Annotated in this window: 15 protein-coding genes; 2 read left to right on the top strand and 13 right to left on the bottom strand. The window is 40.0% G+C overall.

Going from position 1 to position 18535, the window contains the following annotated elements; all coding sequences use genetic code 11:
• From BW964_RS00780 to BW964_RS00770, 3 genes are read right to left on the bottom strand one after another with little or no spacing between them, the layout of a single operon-like run.
• On the bottom strand, positions 1-1317 hold the full coding sequence (locus BW964_RS00780; RefSeq protein ID WP_084175490.1) for a lysine N(6)-hydroxylase/L-ornithine N(5)-oxygenase family protein: 1317 nt from the start codon (positions 1315-1317) through the stop codon (positions 1-3).
• Entirely contained in the window at positions 1310-3736 is a 2427-nt protein-coding gene (locus tag BW964_RS00775; protein WP_076503946.1) for a GNAT family N-acetyltransferase, read from the bottom strand. Before BW964_RS00775 ends, BW964_RS00780 begins: the two co-directional genes overlap by 8 nt.
• Positions 3708-5234, bottom strand: coding sequence for a pyridoxal phosphate-dependent decarboxylase family protein (locus BW964_RS00770; protein ID WP_076503944.1), 1527 nt, complete (start codon positions 5232-5234; stop codon positions 3708-3710). The genes BW964_RS00775 and BW964_RS00770 overlap by 29 nt, the downstream gene beginning before the upstream one ends.
• Positions 5235-5450: 216 nt before the next feature.
• On the opposite strand from BW964_RS00770, the gene BW964_RS00765 reads away from it, so the two are divergent.
• Positions 5451-6548, top strand: coding sequence for a Fe(II)-2OG oxygenase family protein (locus BW964_RS00765; protein ID WP_076503943.1), 1098 nt, complete (start codon positions 5451-5453; stop codon positions 6546-6548).
• A 350-nt stretch (positions 6549-6898) separates the two neighbouring features.
• Here BW964_RS00765 and BW964_RS00760 read toward each other — a convergent pair whose 3' ends face one another.
• The 7 genes from BW964_RS00760 to BW964_RS00730 form a co-directional block, all read right to left on the bottom strand.
• Positions 6899-7711: an alpha/beta hydrolase gene (locus tag BW964_RS00760; RefSeq protein WP_076503941.1), complete on the bottom strand. Its 813-nt coding sequence runs from the start codon at positions 7709-7711 to the stop codon at positions 6899-6901.
• 148 nt (positions 7712-7859) lie between these two features.
• Positions 7860-8429 carry a Crp/Fnr family transcriptional regulator gene (locus tag BW964_RS00755; protein ID WP_076503940.1) on the bottom strand — a complete coding sequence of 190 codons (570 nt, stop codon included), beginning with the start codon at positions 8427-8429 and terminating at the stop codon, positions 7860-7862.
• A 12-nt stretch (positions 8430-8441) separates the two neighbouring features.
• Positions 8442-8966 carry a GNAT family N-acetyltransferase gene (locus BW964_RS00750; protein WP_076503938.1) on the bottom strand — a complete coding sequence of 175 codons (525 nt, stop codon included), beginning with the start codon at positions 8964-8966 and terminating at the stop codon, positions 8442-8444.
• A gap of 12 nt (positions 8967-8978) precedes the next feature.
• Positions 8979-9557, bottom strand: coding sequence for a 5'-methylthioadenosine/S-adenosylhomocysteine nucleosidase family protein (locus tag BW964_RS00745; protein WP_076503937.1), 579 nt, complete (start codon positions 9555-9557; stop codon positions 8979-8981).
• A gap of 615 nt (positions 9558-10172) precedes the next feature.
• Complete coding sequence (locus BW964_RS00740) at positions 10173-10868, bottom strand: DsbA family oxidoreductase (protein WP_076503935.1); 696 nt, start codon at positions 10866-10868, stop codon at positions 10173-10175.
• Positions 10869-10952: 84 nt separating this feature from the next.
• A complete protein-coding gene (locus tag BW964_RS00735) occupies positions 10953-12125 on the bottom strand; it encodes an MFS transporter (protein WP_076503933.1) in 1173 nt (390 codons plus the stop codon).
• Positions 12122-13066, bottom strand: a complete 945-nt coding sequence (locus BW964_RS00730) for an alpha/beta hydrolase (RefSeq protein WP_076505360.1) — start codon at positions 13064-13066, stop codon at positions 12122-12124. The genes BW964_RS00735 and BW964_RS00730 overlap by 4 nt, the downstream gene beginning before the upstream one ends.
• Positions 13067-13225: 159 nt before the next feature.
• Between BW964_RS00730 and BW964_RS00725 the strand changes: the two genes are divergently transcribed.
• Complete coding sequence (locus tag BW964_RS00725; protein ID WP_076503932.1) at positions 13226-13606, top strand: winged helix-turn-helix transcriptional regulator; 381 nt, start codon at positions 13226-13228, stop codon at positions 13604-13606.
• On the opposite strand, the gene BW964_RS00720 is transcribed toward BW964_RS00725, so the two are convergent.
• The 3 genes from BW964_RS00720 to BW964_RS00710 form a co-directional block, all read right to left on the bottom strand.
• Positions 13596-14792, bottom strand: coding sequence for an MFS transporter (locus BW964_RS00720; RefSeq protein WP_076503930.1), 1197 nt, complete (start codon positions 14790-14792; stop codon positions 13596-13598). The genes BW964_RS00725 and BW964_RS00720 overlap by 11 nt on opposite strands.
• A 183-nt stretch (positions 14793-14975) precedes the next feature.
• Positions 14976-17435, bottom strand: a complete 2460-nt coding sequence (locus tag BW964_RS00715; RefSeq protein WP_076503927.1) for a glycoside hydrolase family 3 C-terminal domain-containing protein — start codon at positions 17433-17435, stop codon at positions 14976-14978.
• Between the two features lie 219 nt (positions 17436-17654).
• Positions 17655-18530 carry an alpha/beta hydrolase gene (locus tag BW964_RS00710; protein ID WP_076503926.1) on the bottom strand — a complete coding sequence of 292 codons (876 nt, stop codon included), beginning with the start codon at positions 18528-18530 and terminating at the stop codon, positions 17655-17657.
• Between the last annotated feature and the right edge of the window lie 5 nt (positions 18531-18535).

Below are 18535 nucleotides of genomic sequence, written 5' to 3'. Positions count from 1 at the left end.
TTATATTTTGACAGTTGATACAGCAGCGTGTTTCTCTACATCAAAATCCTGGAAAGCAATTTTCTTTTCGATTTTATAATGTTCTCTTCCCAAAATGTCATTGATGATATAGGAATTACGGTAGGCCGCCATTCCAAGATCGGTAGAAATGTAGCTGTGGGTGTGTACTTCTGCGTGAAGCACATAAATTTCACCGCCGTTATGGTCTATGGAATAATTCCTGTTGACCGCAAATAATCCTGTAGAATCTCTTTTAATTCTGGACTGAATATTTTTCAGGAAAGCAGGTTCATGATAACGGTATCCTGTTCCTACCACCAGATAATCAGCTTCCTGTTCGTAAGGAACCTCTTGTTCCAATTGTGTGAACTCAAGAGTTAAATGATCAGGATTGCTGTTGTCAACTCTATCCAACTGGCTGTTTGGAATGATGGTAAGGTTTGGATCAGCATTATCAATATTCAAGTCGTAGATGAAATCATAGATCTGGTTGATGAGGTCGTAATTGATTCCTTTGAACTGGGCCTGTTGCTTGCTTAATATTGATTTTCTTGCCGCTTCGTCCCTGCTGTAGAAATAATCTACATAATCAGGAGAAGTCAACTCCAGCGTCAGCTTTGAATATTCCATCGGGAAGAAACGGTCCGGACGTGAATACCAGCCCAATTGGGTATTTTCATTACGGCTTTGCAATAAATCATAAAAAACCTCAGCAGCACTCTGTCCTGAACCGATCACGGCAATTTTTTTACCCTGGGCTAAAAGTTCTTCCTTACGGTACAGATAAGAACTTGTATGAAGAATACGAGGATCTTCTTTCGGAATAAACGAAGGAATATGAGGCTGTGTCCCTGTTCCCAGGATCAGTCTTTCTGTTCTGAACACTTCCGTCTCCTTGGTTTTGGTATGAATTGTTGTGATTAAATATAGTCCGTCTTCATACACGATATCAACCACCTGTGTTGAAAAACGACACTGTGGAAGCTGACTCACTACCCATTGACAGTAACGGTTGTATTCTTTACGCGGAATGAAAAAATCTTCCCTGATAAAGAATTTGTACAGCCTGTTCGTTTCTTTCAGATAGTTCAGAAGGCTTAAAGGATTCGTAGGATCTGCCATGGACACGCAGTCGCACAGGAAAGGCGTCTGTAGGGTTACGTGGTCGATCATTAATCCCGGATGCCAGTCGAAACCGTCTCTCTGGTCAAGGAAAAGTGTTTTTAATTCAGAAATCGGATTGGATAAAGCGGCAAGTCCTAAATTAAAAGGACCAATACCTATTCCGATCACGTTATATATCGTGTCGTTATTCATGTTCAGTGGTTTTTACGGTGAATTCTACGTCTTTGTTTTGCGGGAATTTTTCCCAGTACCATTTCCTGTAGCAGAAATTAAGGTTGGCTTTTTTATGAGGCATTTCTATAACTTTATCTACTTTGAAGCCTACATGGGCTTTATTCATCATAGAAGCCAGAGAATCTACCGAGCCTTCCCCTACCATTTTTCCAACCTCAGGCTGGGCGAATACATAATCTACCATCGACTGTGTGGAAGGAGAAACGTATTTCTTCTTCGGATCCGTGGGTGCGATAAATTGGTGGGTTCCGTAATCGGTAGGCAGTACATCATAATAATCGCCGACAATATCTCTGCATGGCCAGTAAACCTCAATATTGCATGTAGGTTCGTCATTACTCATGACAATGTAGCTGTGTGCTTCATCACCCGGCAGCATTAAGCGGTAATAGGTTTCCAGTTCGTCAATCGGCCAGTTCATCTGCCAGATTTTGATCGCGTGTTCACGGTTAAACCACTCATGAAGCATTTCAAGATCTTCATCAAGATTAACAGGTCTCATCGTAACCGTGACATCATCTTTCTGGAAATAACGCTTGAAAAAAGCTTCTTTTCCTTTTGGATGAATCAGCTGATCTGAGAAGTAATGGTAGTGAAGAAGATTTGGAACTTTAGCGTAAGAAATAGCTGCAGCACTTGTAATTCCGTCAATTTCATTGGCAACCGCCTTAAAATTGGTCTTAGTTCCCCAATGACGGTTTTTAAGTGCGTAACGGGTAAAATCTGAAGGCATTTCCTGATGAACCTGCTCAAATTCGCTGTGCAGCATATTGATCAGTGTTCTTTCTTTCACCCATCCTTTCTTTCCTAATGACGCCACCAATGCTGAAAGATTGCTCACCAGAACATGGTAAGAGATAATATCTAAAAGACGCTCATCCCTGATGAAAAGATCTTCAATCTCAGGATACGTTTTGGAAAGTTCCGCATATTGTTCTCTTGCACTTTCTCTCAATAAATATCCCTGTGCATCTCTTACATAAAGAGTAGTAGGCAGCAACTGATCATCCAACTGGATCAGAAGATTCTGTTGATGCGCCTCTGGAGCCATGCCATATTGGCTGTATAAATGGTTTAAAGGAGCAATCAGTAAGTGAATATATTTTGAAAACCAAGTGGTCACCGACTCTTCCGGACTGGTTCCCAGTTTTTCAGAAACATCTGTAAAGAACTTTTGAATAAAATTCTGTCCGTCTGCAGGTTCGTCCTGACATAGTCTTGCTAAAAGAAGGATTTTATCTTCAGGCTGGAAAGGATTTTCGCGGATTAGCAGATTAAGGCTTTCAATATTTTTATCCTGATGATAAACGCCTAATGTTACAGGTTCCAAGAGCAGTTTAAACTGGTTGAAATCCTTTTCAAATGCTGATCCTGCATGTTTTCTCCATAAAGCGGATGCATAACCTCTTTTGAGATCTTTCTCCGTATTGATCCGTATCGATCCTGTTAAAAGAACATTTAAAGAAAACTTAGGCATCCACGGAATTTGAGGACTGTACATACTTCTGATGGAAGAGGTTGAATAAAATTCTTCTCCAAAAGCTCCGATGTGAATTAACGTACGGTCTTTCACCATTTCCGCTCCTTCTTCTATAGACAAAAGATAAGTAGCTTCCCACGGATGGCACGGAACCGCATAGAAATCAGAAAGCTTCTCGCCTTCTTTAAGGTATTTTGCTTCAAGATCTTCCGGTAATGAAACGATACTCTTTAAAAACTCATTGTAAGGCTGTTCTAAAACCGACTGCTCCTGAACACAGCTTTTGTGCACCAGAAAATACTCCAGCTGAATGCCTTTATTGAATTCCGGGCCGTAAAGAAGCTGTTCTGCCCGGGAGAATCCCATTCTCGCTTTTGTAAACGGATGAAGATTGTGTCCTACAGGAAGCTGTTGTTCAGATTCCAGGAAAGAATACGTCAAAGCATCCTGATCCTGTAAACCTTCTTCCATGATCATTTCCAGATTTCTCAGGCTGCTGTGAATTCTTTTGGTAAATAATTCAAGGCCTTTTTCACTGAACTGCTCAGAAAGTTCGCGGTATACCAATTCGGTAAGCTGATCAACATCCGGTTCAAAAACCTTCTGATTGTTATGATCAATCACCCATAAAGACATTCCATAATTGTGGAAAGCACTTTCAGAACGGTAAGAAACCGGAGCGAATAAAAAGATATCACTTTTCTTTAATTCAAATCTTATATGAAGCGGATAGGTACTGTTTTCCAGCGCCTGAGCCGTAAGAGCATCATATTTCGGAATGCCCTGATAGAACTTTCCGTTTCCAAGCTCACGAAGCATTCCGTTGAGCAGGATTCTGACCGTGATTTCCTGTGCTTTTTCCGTAAGCTTAGTTTGCTGTACCAAAGTCTTCTCCATGCGATTGTATTGTATTTAAAATTTGGTGAACGTCTTCTGTCGTGGTGATCGGGTTCAGGAAGGTAAACTTCAGGTAGAAATTTCCATCTACTTTGGTACTAGCCACCAGAATTTCCCCGCTGTAGAAAAGCTTCATTTTGATATGCTGGTTCAAAGCATTCAGGTCTTCAATATCAGGTCTGATATAACGGAAAACCAGAACGCTCAGGTCCGTATCGGAAAGCAGTTCGAAGTGAGGATTTTCAGTGATCATAGACGCTACATCTTTGGTAAGGTCTATCACGGTGTCTGTGTATTCTGAGAGCTGTTCTTTGCCCATCATTCTTAAAGTAAACCATAGTTTCAGCGCATCGAATCTACGGGTACTCTGGATAATGGATTTGTTGATCTGTGCAGGAATTTCCTCTTCATCCATTTCCGCAGGATTCAGATAGTCTGCATGGTGTTTCAGGATTCTTAATTCCCTTTTGTTTTTAACGATGAAAGCACTGCTGCTGATCGGCTGGAAGAAAGATTTATGATAATCTATCGTCACAGAATCCGCTCTTTCGATACCGTTCAGAAGATAACGGTACTTTTCGCTTAATAATAAAGCACATCCGTAGGCCGCGTCTACATGCATCCAGATATTATATTGCCCGGCAACATTGGCGATATCTTCCAGCGGATCTACATTTCCGAAGTCTGTGGTTCCGGCCGTAGCTACAATTCCGATAGGAATATTGCCCATCTGCTCTTCTCTCTTAATGTATTTCTTCAGTAAACCGATGTCCATGCAGAATCTTTCGTCTGTAGGAACTTTCACGATACTTTTTTCGCCCAATCCCATGATGGAGGCATTCTTTAAATTGCTGAAGTGAGATTTATCAGAAACAAAAATTCTGAATCGGCTTGCTTCCTGTGGAAGGCCATCCAGCTTGATATTATGGTTGTATCTTTTTTGAGAAAAGCAGTCACGCATCATCACAAGGCCCATCAGGTTGCTCTGTGATCCGCCTGCTGTGAAAACGCCATCGCTTGTTTCTGTATTGTATCCTAACTGCTCTGCGGTCCAGTCGATCAGCTTTCTTTCCATGAAGGTTCCTCCGGCACTCTGGTCGTAGGTGTCCTGAGAAGAATTAATGGCGCTGACAAGGATTTCTCCTGCCAATGCAGGAATAACGATAGGACAGTTAAGGTGTGCCACGTATTGTGGAAGGTGAAAAGCAGTCGCGTGCTTTACATATATAGTATCTACCTCTTCAAGTAGCTCCTGGTATGAAGATAGTTTTTGATTAAGGTCTATCTGCTGTAACATGCCTTTCATTTCTTTGGCTTCTATTCCGCTGAAGGGTTTGTCATTTCTGTGAAGAAAAGTTCCTACAAGGTCTAAAGTTTCTTCTACAGCGGAACGGTAATGATCATAATTGTCAGTATGAAAAATATTTCCAAAATTCCCCGAAATGTGAGGTAAGGAGGCACCCAGGATCTCTCCGGCGGGCATTTGATTGTTGTTCATATGGTATTTGTATGGTGATTTTTTAAATCAATAAGTAGTGTAAAGTGTGTATAGCATATAGATGTATATACTTGATTGTCAAGTTTTTATTTTTTACATTTATTCAAGTTTTTTTTGGTGATTGATAAATTATTCCTAAATTTGAACCGTCTATTGTTATTTAGAATAATTAAAAACAAATATAAAAATTATATTCACACACCAAATATTTTTTTAATGAATTCGCTAAAAATTTTAGATAACGACAGTATTACTGCGGTAAAACTGCTTCCGAGAATCATTGAGCTCACTGCTCAGGAAAGAAGAATGATACAAGATGCGGCGGCGCATCTTCAGAGAAAATATGGCAGCTATGAAAATAGAGACTTCATTACCCACGTTCATCAACTGGCTTCTTATTTTTTGCCGGAAAGAATTCTACATATAGCTGCTGATTTTGCCAGCGACTTCTCAATACATCAGTATGGAGCATTGGTATTCAAAGGATTAATGGACATCGATCAGGAAAGTATCGGGAATACACCTCCTAACTGGCAGTCTGCGGATTATTCCAAATTCAATATCTATGGTTTTGCGTGTGCTTTGATTCACGGAGCCCTTCCATCAAAACCTGTACAATACTATTCTCAGCGTAAAGGAGGAGGATTAATGCATGCGATTATCCCGGATGAAAAAATGAGAGAAACGCAAACAGGATCGGGGTCTTCAACAGATCTTTATGTGCATACGGAAGATGCGTTCCTGAAACATCAGGCAGACTTTTTAAGCTTTATGTATATCCGTAATGAAGAGCAGGTACCTTCTACCCTATACTCCATCCGTTCTCACGGAGCTATCGGGGAAAATTTCAGACCTCTTTTTGAGCGTATGTATAAAATACCGAAAGATGCCAATTTAGAGACCGGTATGGAGGAAGAAGAGAAACTGGATGCGGTGTTGTATGGTAATTATGAACTGCCTTTTATGAGGTTTGATGCTGCCGAACAGCTATTCAACCCAAGCATTAAGCAGACTGATGATGCCCACAGCCATTTGACGGAATTCTGGGAAGAGGCAAGAGATCTGATCTATTCAGGTTTTACCCCACAGGCCGGAGATGTAATATTGGTGAACAACCATTTATGTGCTCACGGAAGATCAGCTTTCCGTGCCGGGGTAAGAAATATCGACGGCGTGGAGCACGAATGTCAAAGGAGAATTATGCTTCGCATGATGAGTAAAGTGAGTCTGATGGAAATGAGAGCCCACACGCTTACAGAAGACCCGTTCTTTGTGATTGAAGAGCATTTGGGTAAAAATTTCGAAAACATTTAAAATGTTCTATTAGATATTTATTTGATAATAATTATGATGGATCCTTTTAAGCTTTGTGCTTAAAAGGATTTTTTTTAACCTGAAAAATATTTAAACCATTAAGAGCATTTAAGTGTTTAAGATGATTAAGGTTAGCTTCGCTTTTAAAGGTATGGCTTAAAAAATCATTTGATTTTTCTTAACTATTCTTATCATCTTAATTCATCTTAATGGTTTAAAGATTTGAGCCCTGTTAGCCATGTCAAGGTTCAAAACCTTGACATGGCTAGGAGACGTTGCTTTCAACTTCAAATAAAGCAATACAAAACACTATAATTAAGATAAATACAGCAATTTATATAAGCTCAATTTTATGGCTTGAAAAACCGATCAAATAAAGTCAGCTGCTCAGATAAAGATCTGCTCCAGTATTTAGGATCATGGATTCCTAAGGACTCTATATAAAGATGCGGAATCTTTTGGTCGGTTAGTTTTTTATGAAAATTTCTGTTCATAGCAATCATCTGGATGTCTTCCGTACCGCAGTCAAAGATATACTGCTGATCTGCTGAAGCCATTGTTTTCACCTTATTATCTGTAAGAAATTTAGGATTTAACGAAATCACAGGACCGGCTACTTTATCTACCTGATATTTCATGTACCCTTCTCCAAATGAGGCCAGATCCAAAGCACCACAAGAACTTCCAACGATGCCAAACGTTTTATTGTATGTCGTACCAATGTTCACAGCGCCATAACCTCCCATGCTCCAGCCCAGGATACCGCGGAATTTTCTGTCGTTTTTCACAGGATAGTTTTTATTGACAAAATCCACAAGTTCCTGCCCGATAAAAGTCTGATACTGGGAATCTTTAACCAATGGACTGTCTAAATACCATGAATTGAAATTTCCGTCCGGCAACACATAGATCATCTTATATTCCTGCGCTTTCTGAACCAGATCAGGAATATCCTGTTTGATCGTTCTGTCGGGATTTCCGCTATACCCGTGAAGAATATACACCGATGGATAGGTTGTTCCCTGCTGTACATCCGGGGTGATGATAATGGTTTTAATGTTCTTATTCATTCTGGCACTGAACACTTCTTTATGAATGATTTTCTGTGCGGAAAGCTGTGTAGATACCGTTATTAAACAGATAATGCTTACTATATTTTTCATAGGATATAATTTTAAATCTGATAGGACTGCATCCTATCTTAGGCTAAATCGCCACGTTGTGGCTGGCTAACCATACCATTGTTCTTGATTACGGTACAAATATGCGGCCGATAAAATAAAAAAGCCTCAACATATGTTGAAGCTTTTGTCAGTTTATTTCTTTTTTTATGCGGCTCAGCTGAGTGGGTGTAATGCCCAGATAAGAGGCAATATGATGCTGTTTAAGACGGTCATGCAGATGTTTATTCTGCAATAACTGTAAATAGCGACGTTTGGCTGTTTCATGCTTTAAAGAAATCTCAAGCGGTTCTTTTTTTACGACCCAGTTTTTTTCCAGATAATGAATTTGAAATAATGCCAGATCGTGATATCGGTTGATCAGCTCTCTGAAAGCCTTTGCAGGATATTTGATCACTGAACAGTCTTCCAGCGCAACAATATTAAACTCACTGGGTTTATCCTTGATCACAGCCGCAGTAGAAGCCACAAAACTCTTTTCTTCAAAGAAAATTTTATACACAGAATCTCCCTGTTCATCTACAGTATAATAGCCCACCAACCCTGATTGTATAAAATAATAGTATCTGGCTGCAGTTCCGGCTTCCTGAAGAAGATCGTTTTTACGAAATGTTTCTTCCGTACAGATATTCATCAGCGCCTCAGCCGTTTTTGCTGATAATGGGTAATAGGAATTGATCTCTTCTAAAAGTTCTTTCAAAGCTGATGGTTATTAATCTAAAATTTTCTTCATCATCAGATCGGTCTGATCATCATTTCCCAACGTAAAAGTATGGCTTCCGAATTCCTCAAAACCATTTTTTCTGTAAAAACTCAGTGCTCTCAGGTTCTTTTCCCAGACGCCAAGCCAAAGATAATTTTTGCCAAGACTTTGAGCGCTTTCTAACGCTTTATCATACAGTAATTGTCCTACTTTCTGTCCGTGGTGACTTTTTTTGACGTAAATACGCTCTATTTCCAGGGAAGTATCATCGTCCTTCAGTTCAGTTTGTGCCGCTCCGGAATTCAATTTTAGATAGCCAACAGGATTATCCTCTTCCCAGGCAATAAAGAAATGAGAATCGGGGTTATTTAATTCCAACTTTACTTTTTCCGTACTGAAACTTTCATCCAGGTACGTTTTCATGGCCTCTTCGGAATTACTTTCCGCAAAGGTTTCGGAGAATGTCTGTCTACCCAGACTCTGTATGGTTTCAAGATCTTCAGTAGAAGCTGTATTAATGATAATAGATGCCATATTTCTTTTTTGTTAAAATAATAATTTCTTAAACGCTTCAGAAGCCAGATGTACCTGAACGGCCCAGTCCTCTGCGGCATCGCTGCCTGCATCGTCTGAGATATATTTCAGGCACAGGAAAGGGATGTTTTCTTTCTTAGCAATGAGTGCAAGCGGATAGGCTTCCATATCTACAATATTATAATCCGTTTCAGAATGATTCATCTCAAAACTGTCGCCGCTGCCGCAAATTCCTTCTTCCAGGCCATTCATCTGAAGACCGTATTCCAGAACAGGCGGAATTCCGGATAAAGGGGTTTCATAAAGACTGAAACCGAGACCTCTCACATCCATATCGCGCTGAATAAATTTTGTACAGCAAACGACTTCACCTTTTCCGAAGCTTTTACTTCCTGCGGACCCCAGATTAACGATCAGTTTAGGTTTTCTGAAATGAATTTCTCTGGTCAGTTCAATCGCAGCATTTACTTTTCCTATTCCTGTTACCAGTTTATTTTTTCCTTCAAAAGCTTTTCCTGCTTCCGAATCCAAAGCAAAGACAAACAGCGTTTCAGAAACCGGATAATGAGCTTCGGTATTGATTTTTATCATTGAACATAAATATTTAAACAAAAATAAGCATTGAACGGCTAAAACGGGAACCTTTTTCCTGTTTTTTATAATCTGTACTGAACAAAAAAACACCCCGGTTTGAGGTGTTTTATACTGAATTAGCTTTTAGGATTTAACTACCCCGTCTTTTTGCTTTGCAAAAATCCACCCCTTCAAAGAAGGGGAATTGCGGTCGAGATAAGCTGATGATCTCTGTAAATTGGGGCAGCATCACGAACCATACATAGCACAACCAACTCATCACTCATAATTCATAACTTTAAACTCCAAAAATATTTTTCATTGAAAACATTTATGTCACTCATCTTTTTCACGAATTCCACAAATATTACTTTCGTTTGATCGTTTGTGATATTAGTGAAGCTATTGGTGCTATTTGTGGTTGAAAAAATAATATATTGATACGGCGATATATCAATTCGCTTTTATTTAACTACCCCGTCTTTTTGCTTTGCAAAAATCCACCCCTTCAAAGAAGGGGAATTGCGGTCGAGATAAGCTGATAATCTCTGTAAATTGGAGGCAGCATCACGAACCATACATAGCACAACCAACTCATCACTCATAATTCATAACTTTAAACTCCAAAAAACTCTAGCATCCATCGATATCACAAGAGGCACCTCCTTCTTTGGAAAGATCCTTAAACGGGCTCACCGTTTCTTTATACGTCTGTTGAAGCGCATCTGCAAAAACTTCAGCAGGTTGTGCTCCGGATACAGCATATTTTCCATTCAGAACAAAAAAAGGAACGCTGGAAATACCATTGTTTTTAGCCTCCTGAATATCCTGGTTAATTTCAGAATCGAATACATCTGATGTTAAAGCCTGTCTTGCCTCATCCTTATCAATCCCTAAATTCTCAGCAAGAGAAACAAGTTCTTCTATATCTCCAACATTTTTTCCGTCGGTAAAATGAGCAATGAAAAGCGCTTCTTCCATTTCATTAGCCTTACCGTATTTCTTAGCAAGATGAAGCAGTTTGTGTGCTGTAAATGTATTGATGATTAAAGCTTTTTCGAAATTAAAATCAATTCCGGCACTTTTCCCCATCTGAGCTACCTGACCAATCATCTGAGATGCCTGTTCTGCAGGAAAACCTTTTTTCTCCTTAAAATATTCAACAGTATTCTGAGGTTGTGAAGCATCTAAAGTTGGATCTAACTGGAAGCTCTTCCACTCTACTTCGATTTCGTCTTTAAACGGCAGCTTTTCAAGAGCCTGCTCAAAATTATGCTTTCCGATATAGCAGAACGGACACATGACATCCGACCATATTTCTATTTTCATTTTTTATTGTTTTAATTCTTGATGAAATTATTATTCATCAAAATTACGGCTTTTTTTAATTGTAACAAAATTTGTTACAATATATTACGAACACGGAATAATGACTTTCTGCTTTTCAGCTCTTTTCTCCAATATACTTCTAAGAATGATCATTAAAAACGCTAAAATCCCAAACAAAAGGCCTATCCATGGATTGTATGAAGCTCCTTTTGTCACAATCATCCATCCCCCCAGGGTCGTTCCCAGAGTTACTCCGAGGTTTCCAAAAGAAGTTGCTAAGCTGTTGGCAAATTCAAGAGAATCCGGGACGGAAGAAATCATGTAGGTAGACGCATTCTGAAAACTTGGTGAATATAGAAAGCCCCAAACCGCGATACTGATGATATTCGCAGGCAGACTGTCTCCGGAAAAATACAGCAAGAACGGCATAATAACCGTACCAGAGAGAAACAGAGCTGTCGTTTTCGGGACATTCCAGCTCAACATTTTTCCCGCTATCCAGTTTGAAAATACACCGATGATCCCGAACAGGAAAAGCATGTAACTTACCATCGTTCCGTCCATTCCTTTGGCTTTATTCAGATAGTCGGCAAAATAACTGTAGGTAGAAAACCAGGCAGTGATCATGAAAAAATTCATGGCTGTACTGACGATAAATGTGGGCTTAGTCAGAATAGTAAGCTGGCTTTTGTACGATTTCTTTTCCTGCACAGGCATTGGAGGAAGTAACCAATAGATCACGGCTAAAGCTAATGTACTCACAATCCCCTGCACGATGAATGAAGATTCCCATATCCATACACTGGCCAGCCAAGTTGCAAAAGGAACTGTAGTCACCATAGCCAGAGCTACCCCGATAAAGACAATTCCCATCAGCTTATTCGCCTGTTTTTGATCTGCACCGGAAACTGCGACAGACAAAGCCGTGGCAATATAGACCGGTTGTAAAAATGCGGGAAGTATTCTCACCAGCATCAGAAGCCAAAACGGTGGTGACATTGCCGAAACTACAGCCGTAAACAGGAAGATAGCAATAGCGGTTAACATCACTTTTTTACGGTCAAATCCGGACATTAACAGGGTCATAAAAGGCCCCGTTAATGCAATAATCAGCGCAAAAGCACTGAGCAGCCACCCGGCTTTGTCAATTCCTATCTGATAATGTTCTGCAATCTGGGGTAATATTCCAATCACTCCGAATTCTGTGGTAATCACCGCAATGAATCCTAAGCATCCGATGTAGGCGTACTTTTTCATCCTTCTTTTTCTACGGCTATTTCAAGGTGTTGATGAACGAAAGACGCTATTTCACCGGCCACCTGCTCCACTTCGTTCAGTACTTCTCCCATATGCATAAAACCGTGAACCATATTTTTGTAAAAACGAATATCTACAGGAACTCCTGCTTCTTTCATATTTTGGGCAAGTACTTCACCTTCGTCTCTTAAAGCGTCGTGTTCAGCGATAAAAACCAGTGTAGATGGTGTATTTTTGAAATCTTTTATCAATATAGGAACTGCCAACGGATCTGGATTGCTATTACCTTCAGGATGATACCATTTCCAGGCCTGAATACCGCCTTCTTTGTTTAAAACCGGACCTGTTTCATAAATTCCCCATGATTGAGTATTAAGCTGATTATCCGCTGCCGGATAGATGAGTATCTGGAACTTCAGCAGTTCTCCAATCTGTGTGGAAACGCTGGCTGCAAGAGCTCCACCGGCACTGTCGCCTATAATTCCAATCTTATCTTTATCAATTCCCAGGGATTCTGCATGGTCAACAATCCATTTTACGGTATCAATGGAGTCATTTAATCCTGCCGGAAAAGGATGCTCAGGCGCTAAACGATAATCAACAAAAATCACAGCTGATCCCGTTTTATTGGCCAGTTGACGGACTACAGCATCATGGGTTTCAAAACTGCCCGCAATAAACCATCCACCATGTATGTAGACAATAGCTGATGATTTCTGAGTTGTTTTTCCTTTCGGACGGTAGATACGAATCGGGATCTGGTGCTTTTCCATTGGAATATTCAGTTCTTCGATCATCGCCACAGATTCTTTTTTTCCGCTGAGCTGAAGTGACATCGTTTCAAGATATTTCCGGGTATCATCTAAGGGATCCTGTGCATTGAATGACTGTATTTTTTCTAACTGACTGATGATTTGTTTGATGGGTGATATAAATTCCATTTTTTTAAATTTTCCTGTTAATATTATTTTCAAGGGAACCTGAGCGCTATTATTCCCGAACTGATGTTTATTTTCAGTTTCTGAGGACAAAATTAATTTTCAAACCTTACATTTGCACGGTATACAGCGAATTGTATGGTACTAACAAATTTGTAAGCTATGGGTAAAATAAAGGAAAATTCGACGAACAACATCAATAAAAAGTACATACAGGAATGTGATCTGTCTTATGCGGTCTGCAAAATCGGAGGAAGATGGAAACTTTTGATTTTAAACAGATTGAAAGACGGAAAACTGCGCTTCAGTGAAGTCCGGGACCGGATCTGCGGAATCACTGAACGGATGCTTACCTTACAGTTGAGAGAACTTGAAAAGGAAGGTTTAGTAAAACGAACTGTACATGCCGAAGTTCCGCCAAGAGTAGACTACGAATTGACGAATATTGCACGAGAGCTGATCCCGATCTGGGAAGACCTGGAAAAATGGGGAAATAAGCACAGAGACTTAGTCCAGATTAATGAGGTTGGGGCTAAGGTTTAGGTTGAGACGCATTGACTTTGTTACAAAACAGAACGTGAGCAATGATCGCAAGCAGTCCGAAAGATGCTCCTACAAAGCAGACCCCAGACCATTGAGCATATTGCCAGGCCATAGAAGCCAGCCATGTTCCCAGTGATCCGCCGATGAAATAGGAAACCATGTAAACGGTATTTAATCTGTTCACCGCATTGGATTTAATCAAGAAATAATTAGTCTGATTCATGATATGGCTCGACTGTACTCCAAGATCCACCAGAATAACACCAACGATGAGCCCCCAATAGGTTTCGCCCGCAAAATAGGTGAAAGCCCAGCTTCCTACCACAATAAAAAGTGAGTATAATATAATTCGATTAATGTCCAGATATTTTTGGAGCTTTCCCACTTTTGCCGCTGCCAAAGCGCCTACAGCCCCGGCCAGTCCGAAACTTCCCACTACAGAAGATCCCGCATTAAAAGGTGGTTTTTCCATATGAAAGACTAAGGTTGTAAATAAAGCGCACATAGATCCGAACGCCATCGCTCCACGGAATGAAGCCAGCTGCAAAATAGGCTGTGTTTTAGCCAGATGAGCTACAGATTTCATTAATTCTCTGTAGGTTCCTTTGAAATTGGGCAGCATTTCAGGCAGCATTTTATACACCGCAATCCAAACCAGAATCATCAGTCCTGCCGCAATACCGAACATGGCTCTCCAGCCCCATACATCGCCAACAATTCCACCGATAAAACGGGATAAAAGAATTCCCAACAACAATCCGGACATTACAACTCCGATGTTGGAAGATTTTTCTTTATCAGAAGACAATTCAGCGGCGATCGGTATAAATAACTGAGGAATTACTGAAGTTACCCCAATCAGTAAACTGGCGGCATACAACATCCATAACTGAGTGGCAAAAGTCATCCACAATAATGAACCAAAAACCAAAAACAGGTCGATCAGAATTAATTTCTTACGGAAGAATTTATCACCCAAAGGAACAATTAATAATAGTCCTAAAGCATATCCTATCTGAGTAAGGACAGAAATTTTACTTGCTGCACTTTCAGAAACATTCAGATCTTTCGAGATAAGCCCTAATAAAGGCTGATTATAATAATTGTTGGCCACTACAAGTCCTGAAATAATAGCCATCAGCCAGATAACTGTTCTTGAAATACCGCTCGTCTTGCTCGCCTGCATAGTTGAATTAAAATTTGATTCCAAATGTAAGAATAGAATTAATGAATAAGGATGTATTTCAAATTGTTAATCATGAATGATCTCATTCATGCATTCAATCGGAAATAACGTCTATTAAGAAAGGCAAAGGTAATCAATTTCATAAAAAAAGAGACTGCCAAATGCAGCCCCTTTTCAATAATTCTATGGTTTTAAATCTGAAAACTGGCGATCTGCCGGAAAGACATGCTGAACTTTTTCAACAACAATATCTGAATTCACATCAAAATCCACGGTTTGTTTGATATCCAGAGATGATGCGCCGACAGAAATTTTGTATTTCCCTTTTTCTGCAATCCAGGCACTTTTTTCTGTAATGAATGAGGCAAGATCTTTCGGGCTAAGCTGAAGGTTGATGGTCTGGCTTTCTCCCGGCTGCAGTTCTTTTGTTTTGGCAAAAGCTTTTAATTCTGCTTTAGGTTTATCGACCAACTTGTTCGGAGCAGAAAGATATAATTGCACCACTTCTTTCCCTGCTGCTTTTCCGTTATTTTTAACGGTAATATTCACTTCGATTTTATCTTTAAAAGTGGGTGAACTGATTTTTATGTTTGAATAATTAAAATTCGTATATGATTTTCCGTAGCCGAATTCATACGAAGGTTTTACGTTAAATGTATTGAAATAACGGTATCCAACATACACTCCTTCTTCGTAGGTCACTTCTTTCGGGTTTTCAGGAGGAACTCCCGGGAAATTTTTCGCAGATGGAGTATCGGAATATTTCACAGGAAATGTCATGGTCAGTTTTCCGGAAGGATTTATTTTCCCTGAAATCACATCCGCCACAGAATGTCCTCCTTCCTGTCCAGGCTGCCACGCCAACACAATAGCATCTACTTTATCTTTCCATGATGCGGTTTCAATAACGCCTCCTATATTTAAAATCACCACCACTTTTTTACCTTTTGCGTGAAATGCTTTTGAAATTTTATCCAGCATTTCGATCTCTTCATCGGCCAGGTTAAAATCATTGTCTACCACTCTGTCACCTCCTTCTCCTGAGTTTCGTCCCAAGGTTACCAAAGCAATTTCGGAACTTCCGGCTTTTTTAGCGATGAAAGCATCATCCATTTTTATTTCGGGAAGCCTTTCAGGTAAGGCTAAAATACCTCGTACCTTTCTTCTTTCTTTTTCAGCGGCGAGTTCTTTTTCAGCGTGAGGTTTGTACAAATCAACCAGTTCTTTATCCAGCTGATAACCTGCAGAAGTAAGACCTTCCAGCAATGAAACGGTGTGTTTGTTATTTACACTACCACTTCCTGTTCCCCCTGTAATCCATGCGTAAGAAGTTACCCCAAATAATGATACTTCTTTCTGTTTGTTGGCGAAAGGCAATGCATTGCTATCATTTTTAAGCAAAACCATTCCTTCTGTAGCAGCGTTTCTTGTTACTTCTGCATTTTTAGCAAGGTTGGGTTGATTGCTGTATTTGTACCGGGCAAAGGTTGGCGTACGAAAAACGTATTCCAGAATTCTTTTCACATTAAGATCAGCAACTTCCTGAGACAATTTTCCAGAATCAAGTGCGGCAAGAAGTATTTTTTTCTGTGCGGGAATTCCCGGCATTAAAAGATCATTTCCGGCATTCATTTGTTTTACGACATCAGAAATTCCTCCCTCCCTGATGGATTCAAATCCCGGGAAACCTCCGAACCAGTCGGTCATTACAATTCCTTTAAATCCCCATTCATTTCTTAAAACCTGGGTGAGAAGATCTTTACTGTCTGAAGTATAGACTCCATTCAGCAAATTATAAGAGGACATGACGGTCCAGGGCTGAGATTCTTTAACGGTAATTTCAAAACCTTTCAGATACAATTCCCTCATCGCTCTTTCCGAAACGTGGGCGTTGATGGTCAGACGGTTGGTTTCTTCATTATTCGCTGCAAAATGCTTGATGGAGGTACCCACACCCTGAGACTGAATCCCATTCACGATCGCTGCGGCTGTTTTCCCTGAAATTAACGGATCTTCAGAATAATATTCAAAGTTTCTTCCGTTCAAAGGGTTTCGGTGGATATTCAGAGCCGGAGCCAGCAGGACATCTACTCCATACTCTTTTACTTCGTTACCCATTGCTTTTCCCACCTGCTCGAGGAGGGTTTTATTCCAGGTAGAGGCTAATGCCGTACCTACAGGAAATGCTGTAGCATAATAGGTTTTTGAATCATTATCTCTGGTTGGGGCAATTCTTAATCCTGCAGGACCATCGGCCACCACTGTTGCGGGAATTCCGAACCTTTCAAAAGAAGCAGTACCGCCTGCTGCACCGGGAACAAGCCCTTGCTTTGAATCTCCTACCGGACCTGTTAATACTTCGATTCCGGGCATTCCTGTTCCGATCAGCAGATCTACTTTTTCTGCGTTGGTCATTTGTTTGATGATGGCATCAATTCTTTTATCAGCAGATAGCCGGATATCTTCCCAGATATCTAATTTTCCGTTTTTATTGAAGTCTGTAAATGTCTGACCATTTGCCGTAATGGTCTGATTGTTTTGCTGAGCATTCGCCACTGCTGATGTTGCTAATAAAACAAGAAATAATCCTGAGTTTTTAGCTTTTTGAACAAGTTTGATCAATGCAGATTGGTTCTTCTTCATATTTTTTATTTGTTTGAATTAAATAATTTAAGTTTAGCATAAAAATCTTCGAACATCAATCTGATATCCAAATGATTGTACACTCTTATAATTCTTCCGTCCCAAAGGGGATAAAATTCGGTGGTGGAACTACCAGGCTTATGCTTTTAAATAATTGATCACTCCATTTTTCAGAGCTTTTGTATCTTTTGCTGTTTCAGTTTAAACAGTTTAAATAGATTATAAAAACTTGTGGAATTTTAACCAGTCCAGATAAACGTCTGACCATTTGTCAACAGGTAAATTCTGGGTTCCCATTCCGAAACCGTGGCCTCCTTTTTCGTACAGGTGAAGTTCTACAGGTTGTCCTGCTTCTAACCATTTATTGTAAAGCTGAATACTTTTAGGGGCTAGTTTCAACTGATCGTCAGTCGCTGCGCAAATGAATAACGGCATTGATGCCGGAATTTTAGATGCTAAAATATCTTCATTTGGGCCACCATAAATGGAAGCTGCAAAATTTGGAAGTGTAGAAGCATCTTTACTGTGGAGAACGCTCTCTAAAATCACACTGGCTCCGGCAGAGAAACCTATTACACCCAACTTATCTGCTTGAATATTCAATTCTTTGGCGTGAGCTCTTACATAAGAAATAGCCGTTTTGATATCTTCACCTGCCATTACTTTGATCGGAGCGGTTTTAGCATCAAAAGCTTTTCTGTCTTTGATATTTTCCATCATTTCACGAGCAGGGTCGTTGGATTTTGTTTCCAACAGGCGGTACTTTAAAACAATGGCTGTAATTCCGTTTCCGGCTAATTTTTTGGCCATGTCAATTCCTTCTCTGTTGATGGATAAACTCTGAAAACCCCCGCCGGGAGCAATAATGATTACTGTTCCGTTTGCTTTTGACTGATCTGCCTTGAAAACTAAAATTGAGGGTTGTGTCACATTGTAAACAACTTCGGTTTTGAAAAGATCAGAATAGGTTTGGGCTTCTTTCTGTTTCCAGTTTTCTGTTCCCGGCGCCTTGCCGTTATATAGGTTGATGCTCTTTTGAGCCTGTATAGTGCTTATTCCAGCAAGGAGCAAGCTTACTATGATGAGTTTTTTCATTTTGA

The organism is Chryseobacterium shigense (genome assembly GCF_900156575.1).
GTDB lineage: Bacteria > Bacteroidota > Bacteroidia > Flavobacteriales > Weeksellaceae > Chryseobacterium > Chryseobacterium shigense.
The sequence above is the reverse complement of the archived record's forward strand: the minus strand, read 5'-3'. Positions and strand labels throughout refer to the sequence as shown.

What these genes read in the sequence shown, in the direction of transcription:
- BW964_RS00780 (WP_084175490.1), bottom strand. Translation starts at nt 1,317, where the DNA reads ATGAATAACGACACGATATATAACGTGATCGGAATAGGTATTGGTCCT.
- BW964_RS00775 (WP_076503946.1), bottom strand. Translation starts at nt 3,736, where the DNA reads ATGGAGAAGACTTTGGTACAGCAAACTAAGCTTACGGAAAAAGCACAG.
- BW964_RS00770 (WP_076503944.1), bottom strand. Translation starts at nt 5,234, where the DNA reads ATGAACAACAATCAAATGCCCGCCGGAGAGATCCTGGGTGCCTCCTTA.
- BW964_RS00765 (WP_076503943.1), top strand. Translation starts at nt 5,451, where the DNA reads ATGAATTCGCTAAAAATTTTAGATAACGACAGTATTACTGCGGTAAAA.
- BW964_RS00760 (WP_076503941.1), bottom strand. Translation starts at nt 7,711, where the DNA reads ATGAAAAATATAGTAAGCATTATCTGTTTAATAACGGTATCTACACAG.
- BW964_RS00750 (WP_076503938.1), bottom strand. Translation starts at nt 8,966, where the DNA reads ATGGCATCTATTATCATTAATACAGCTTCTACTGAAGATCTTGAAACC.
- BW964_RS00745 (WP_076503937.1), bottom strand. Translation starts at nt 9,557, where the DNA reads ATGATAAAAATCAATACCGAAGCTCATTATCCGGTTTCTGAAACGCTG.
- BW964_RS00740 (WP_076503935.1), bottom strand. Translation starts at nt 10,868, where the DNA reads ATGAAAATAGAAATATGGTCGGATGTCATGTGTCCGTTCTGCTATATC.
- BW964_RS00735 (WP_076503933.1), bottom strand. Translation starts at nt 12,125, where the DNA reads ATGAAAAAGTACGCCTACATCGGATGCTTAGGATTCATTGCGGTGATT.
- BW964_RS00730 (WP_076505360.1), bottom strand. Translation starts at nt 13,066, where the DNA reads ATGGAATTTATATCACCCATCAAACAAATCATCAGTCAGTTAGAAAAA.
- BW964_RS00725 (WP_076503932.1), top strand. Translation starts at nt 13,226, where the DNA reads ATGGGTAAAATAAAGGAAAATTCGACGAACAACATCAATAAAAAGTAC.
- BW964_RS00720 (WP_076503930.1), bottom strand. Translation starts at nt 14,792, where the DNA reads ATGCAGGCGAGCAAGACGAGCGGTATTTCAAGAACAGTTATCTGGCTG.
- BW964_RS00715 (WP_076503927.1), bottom strand. Translation starts at nt 17,435, where the DNA reads ATGAAGAAGAACCAATCTGCATTGATCAAACTTGTTCAAAAAGCTAAA.
- BW964_RS00710 (WP_076503926.1), bottom strand. Translation starts at nt 18,530, where the DNA reads ATGAAAAAACTCATCATAGTAAGCTTGCTCCTTGCTGGAATAAGCACT.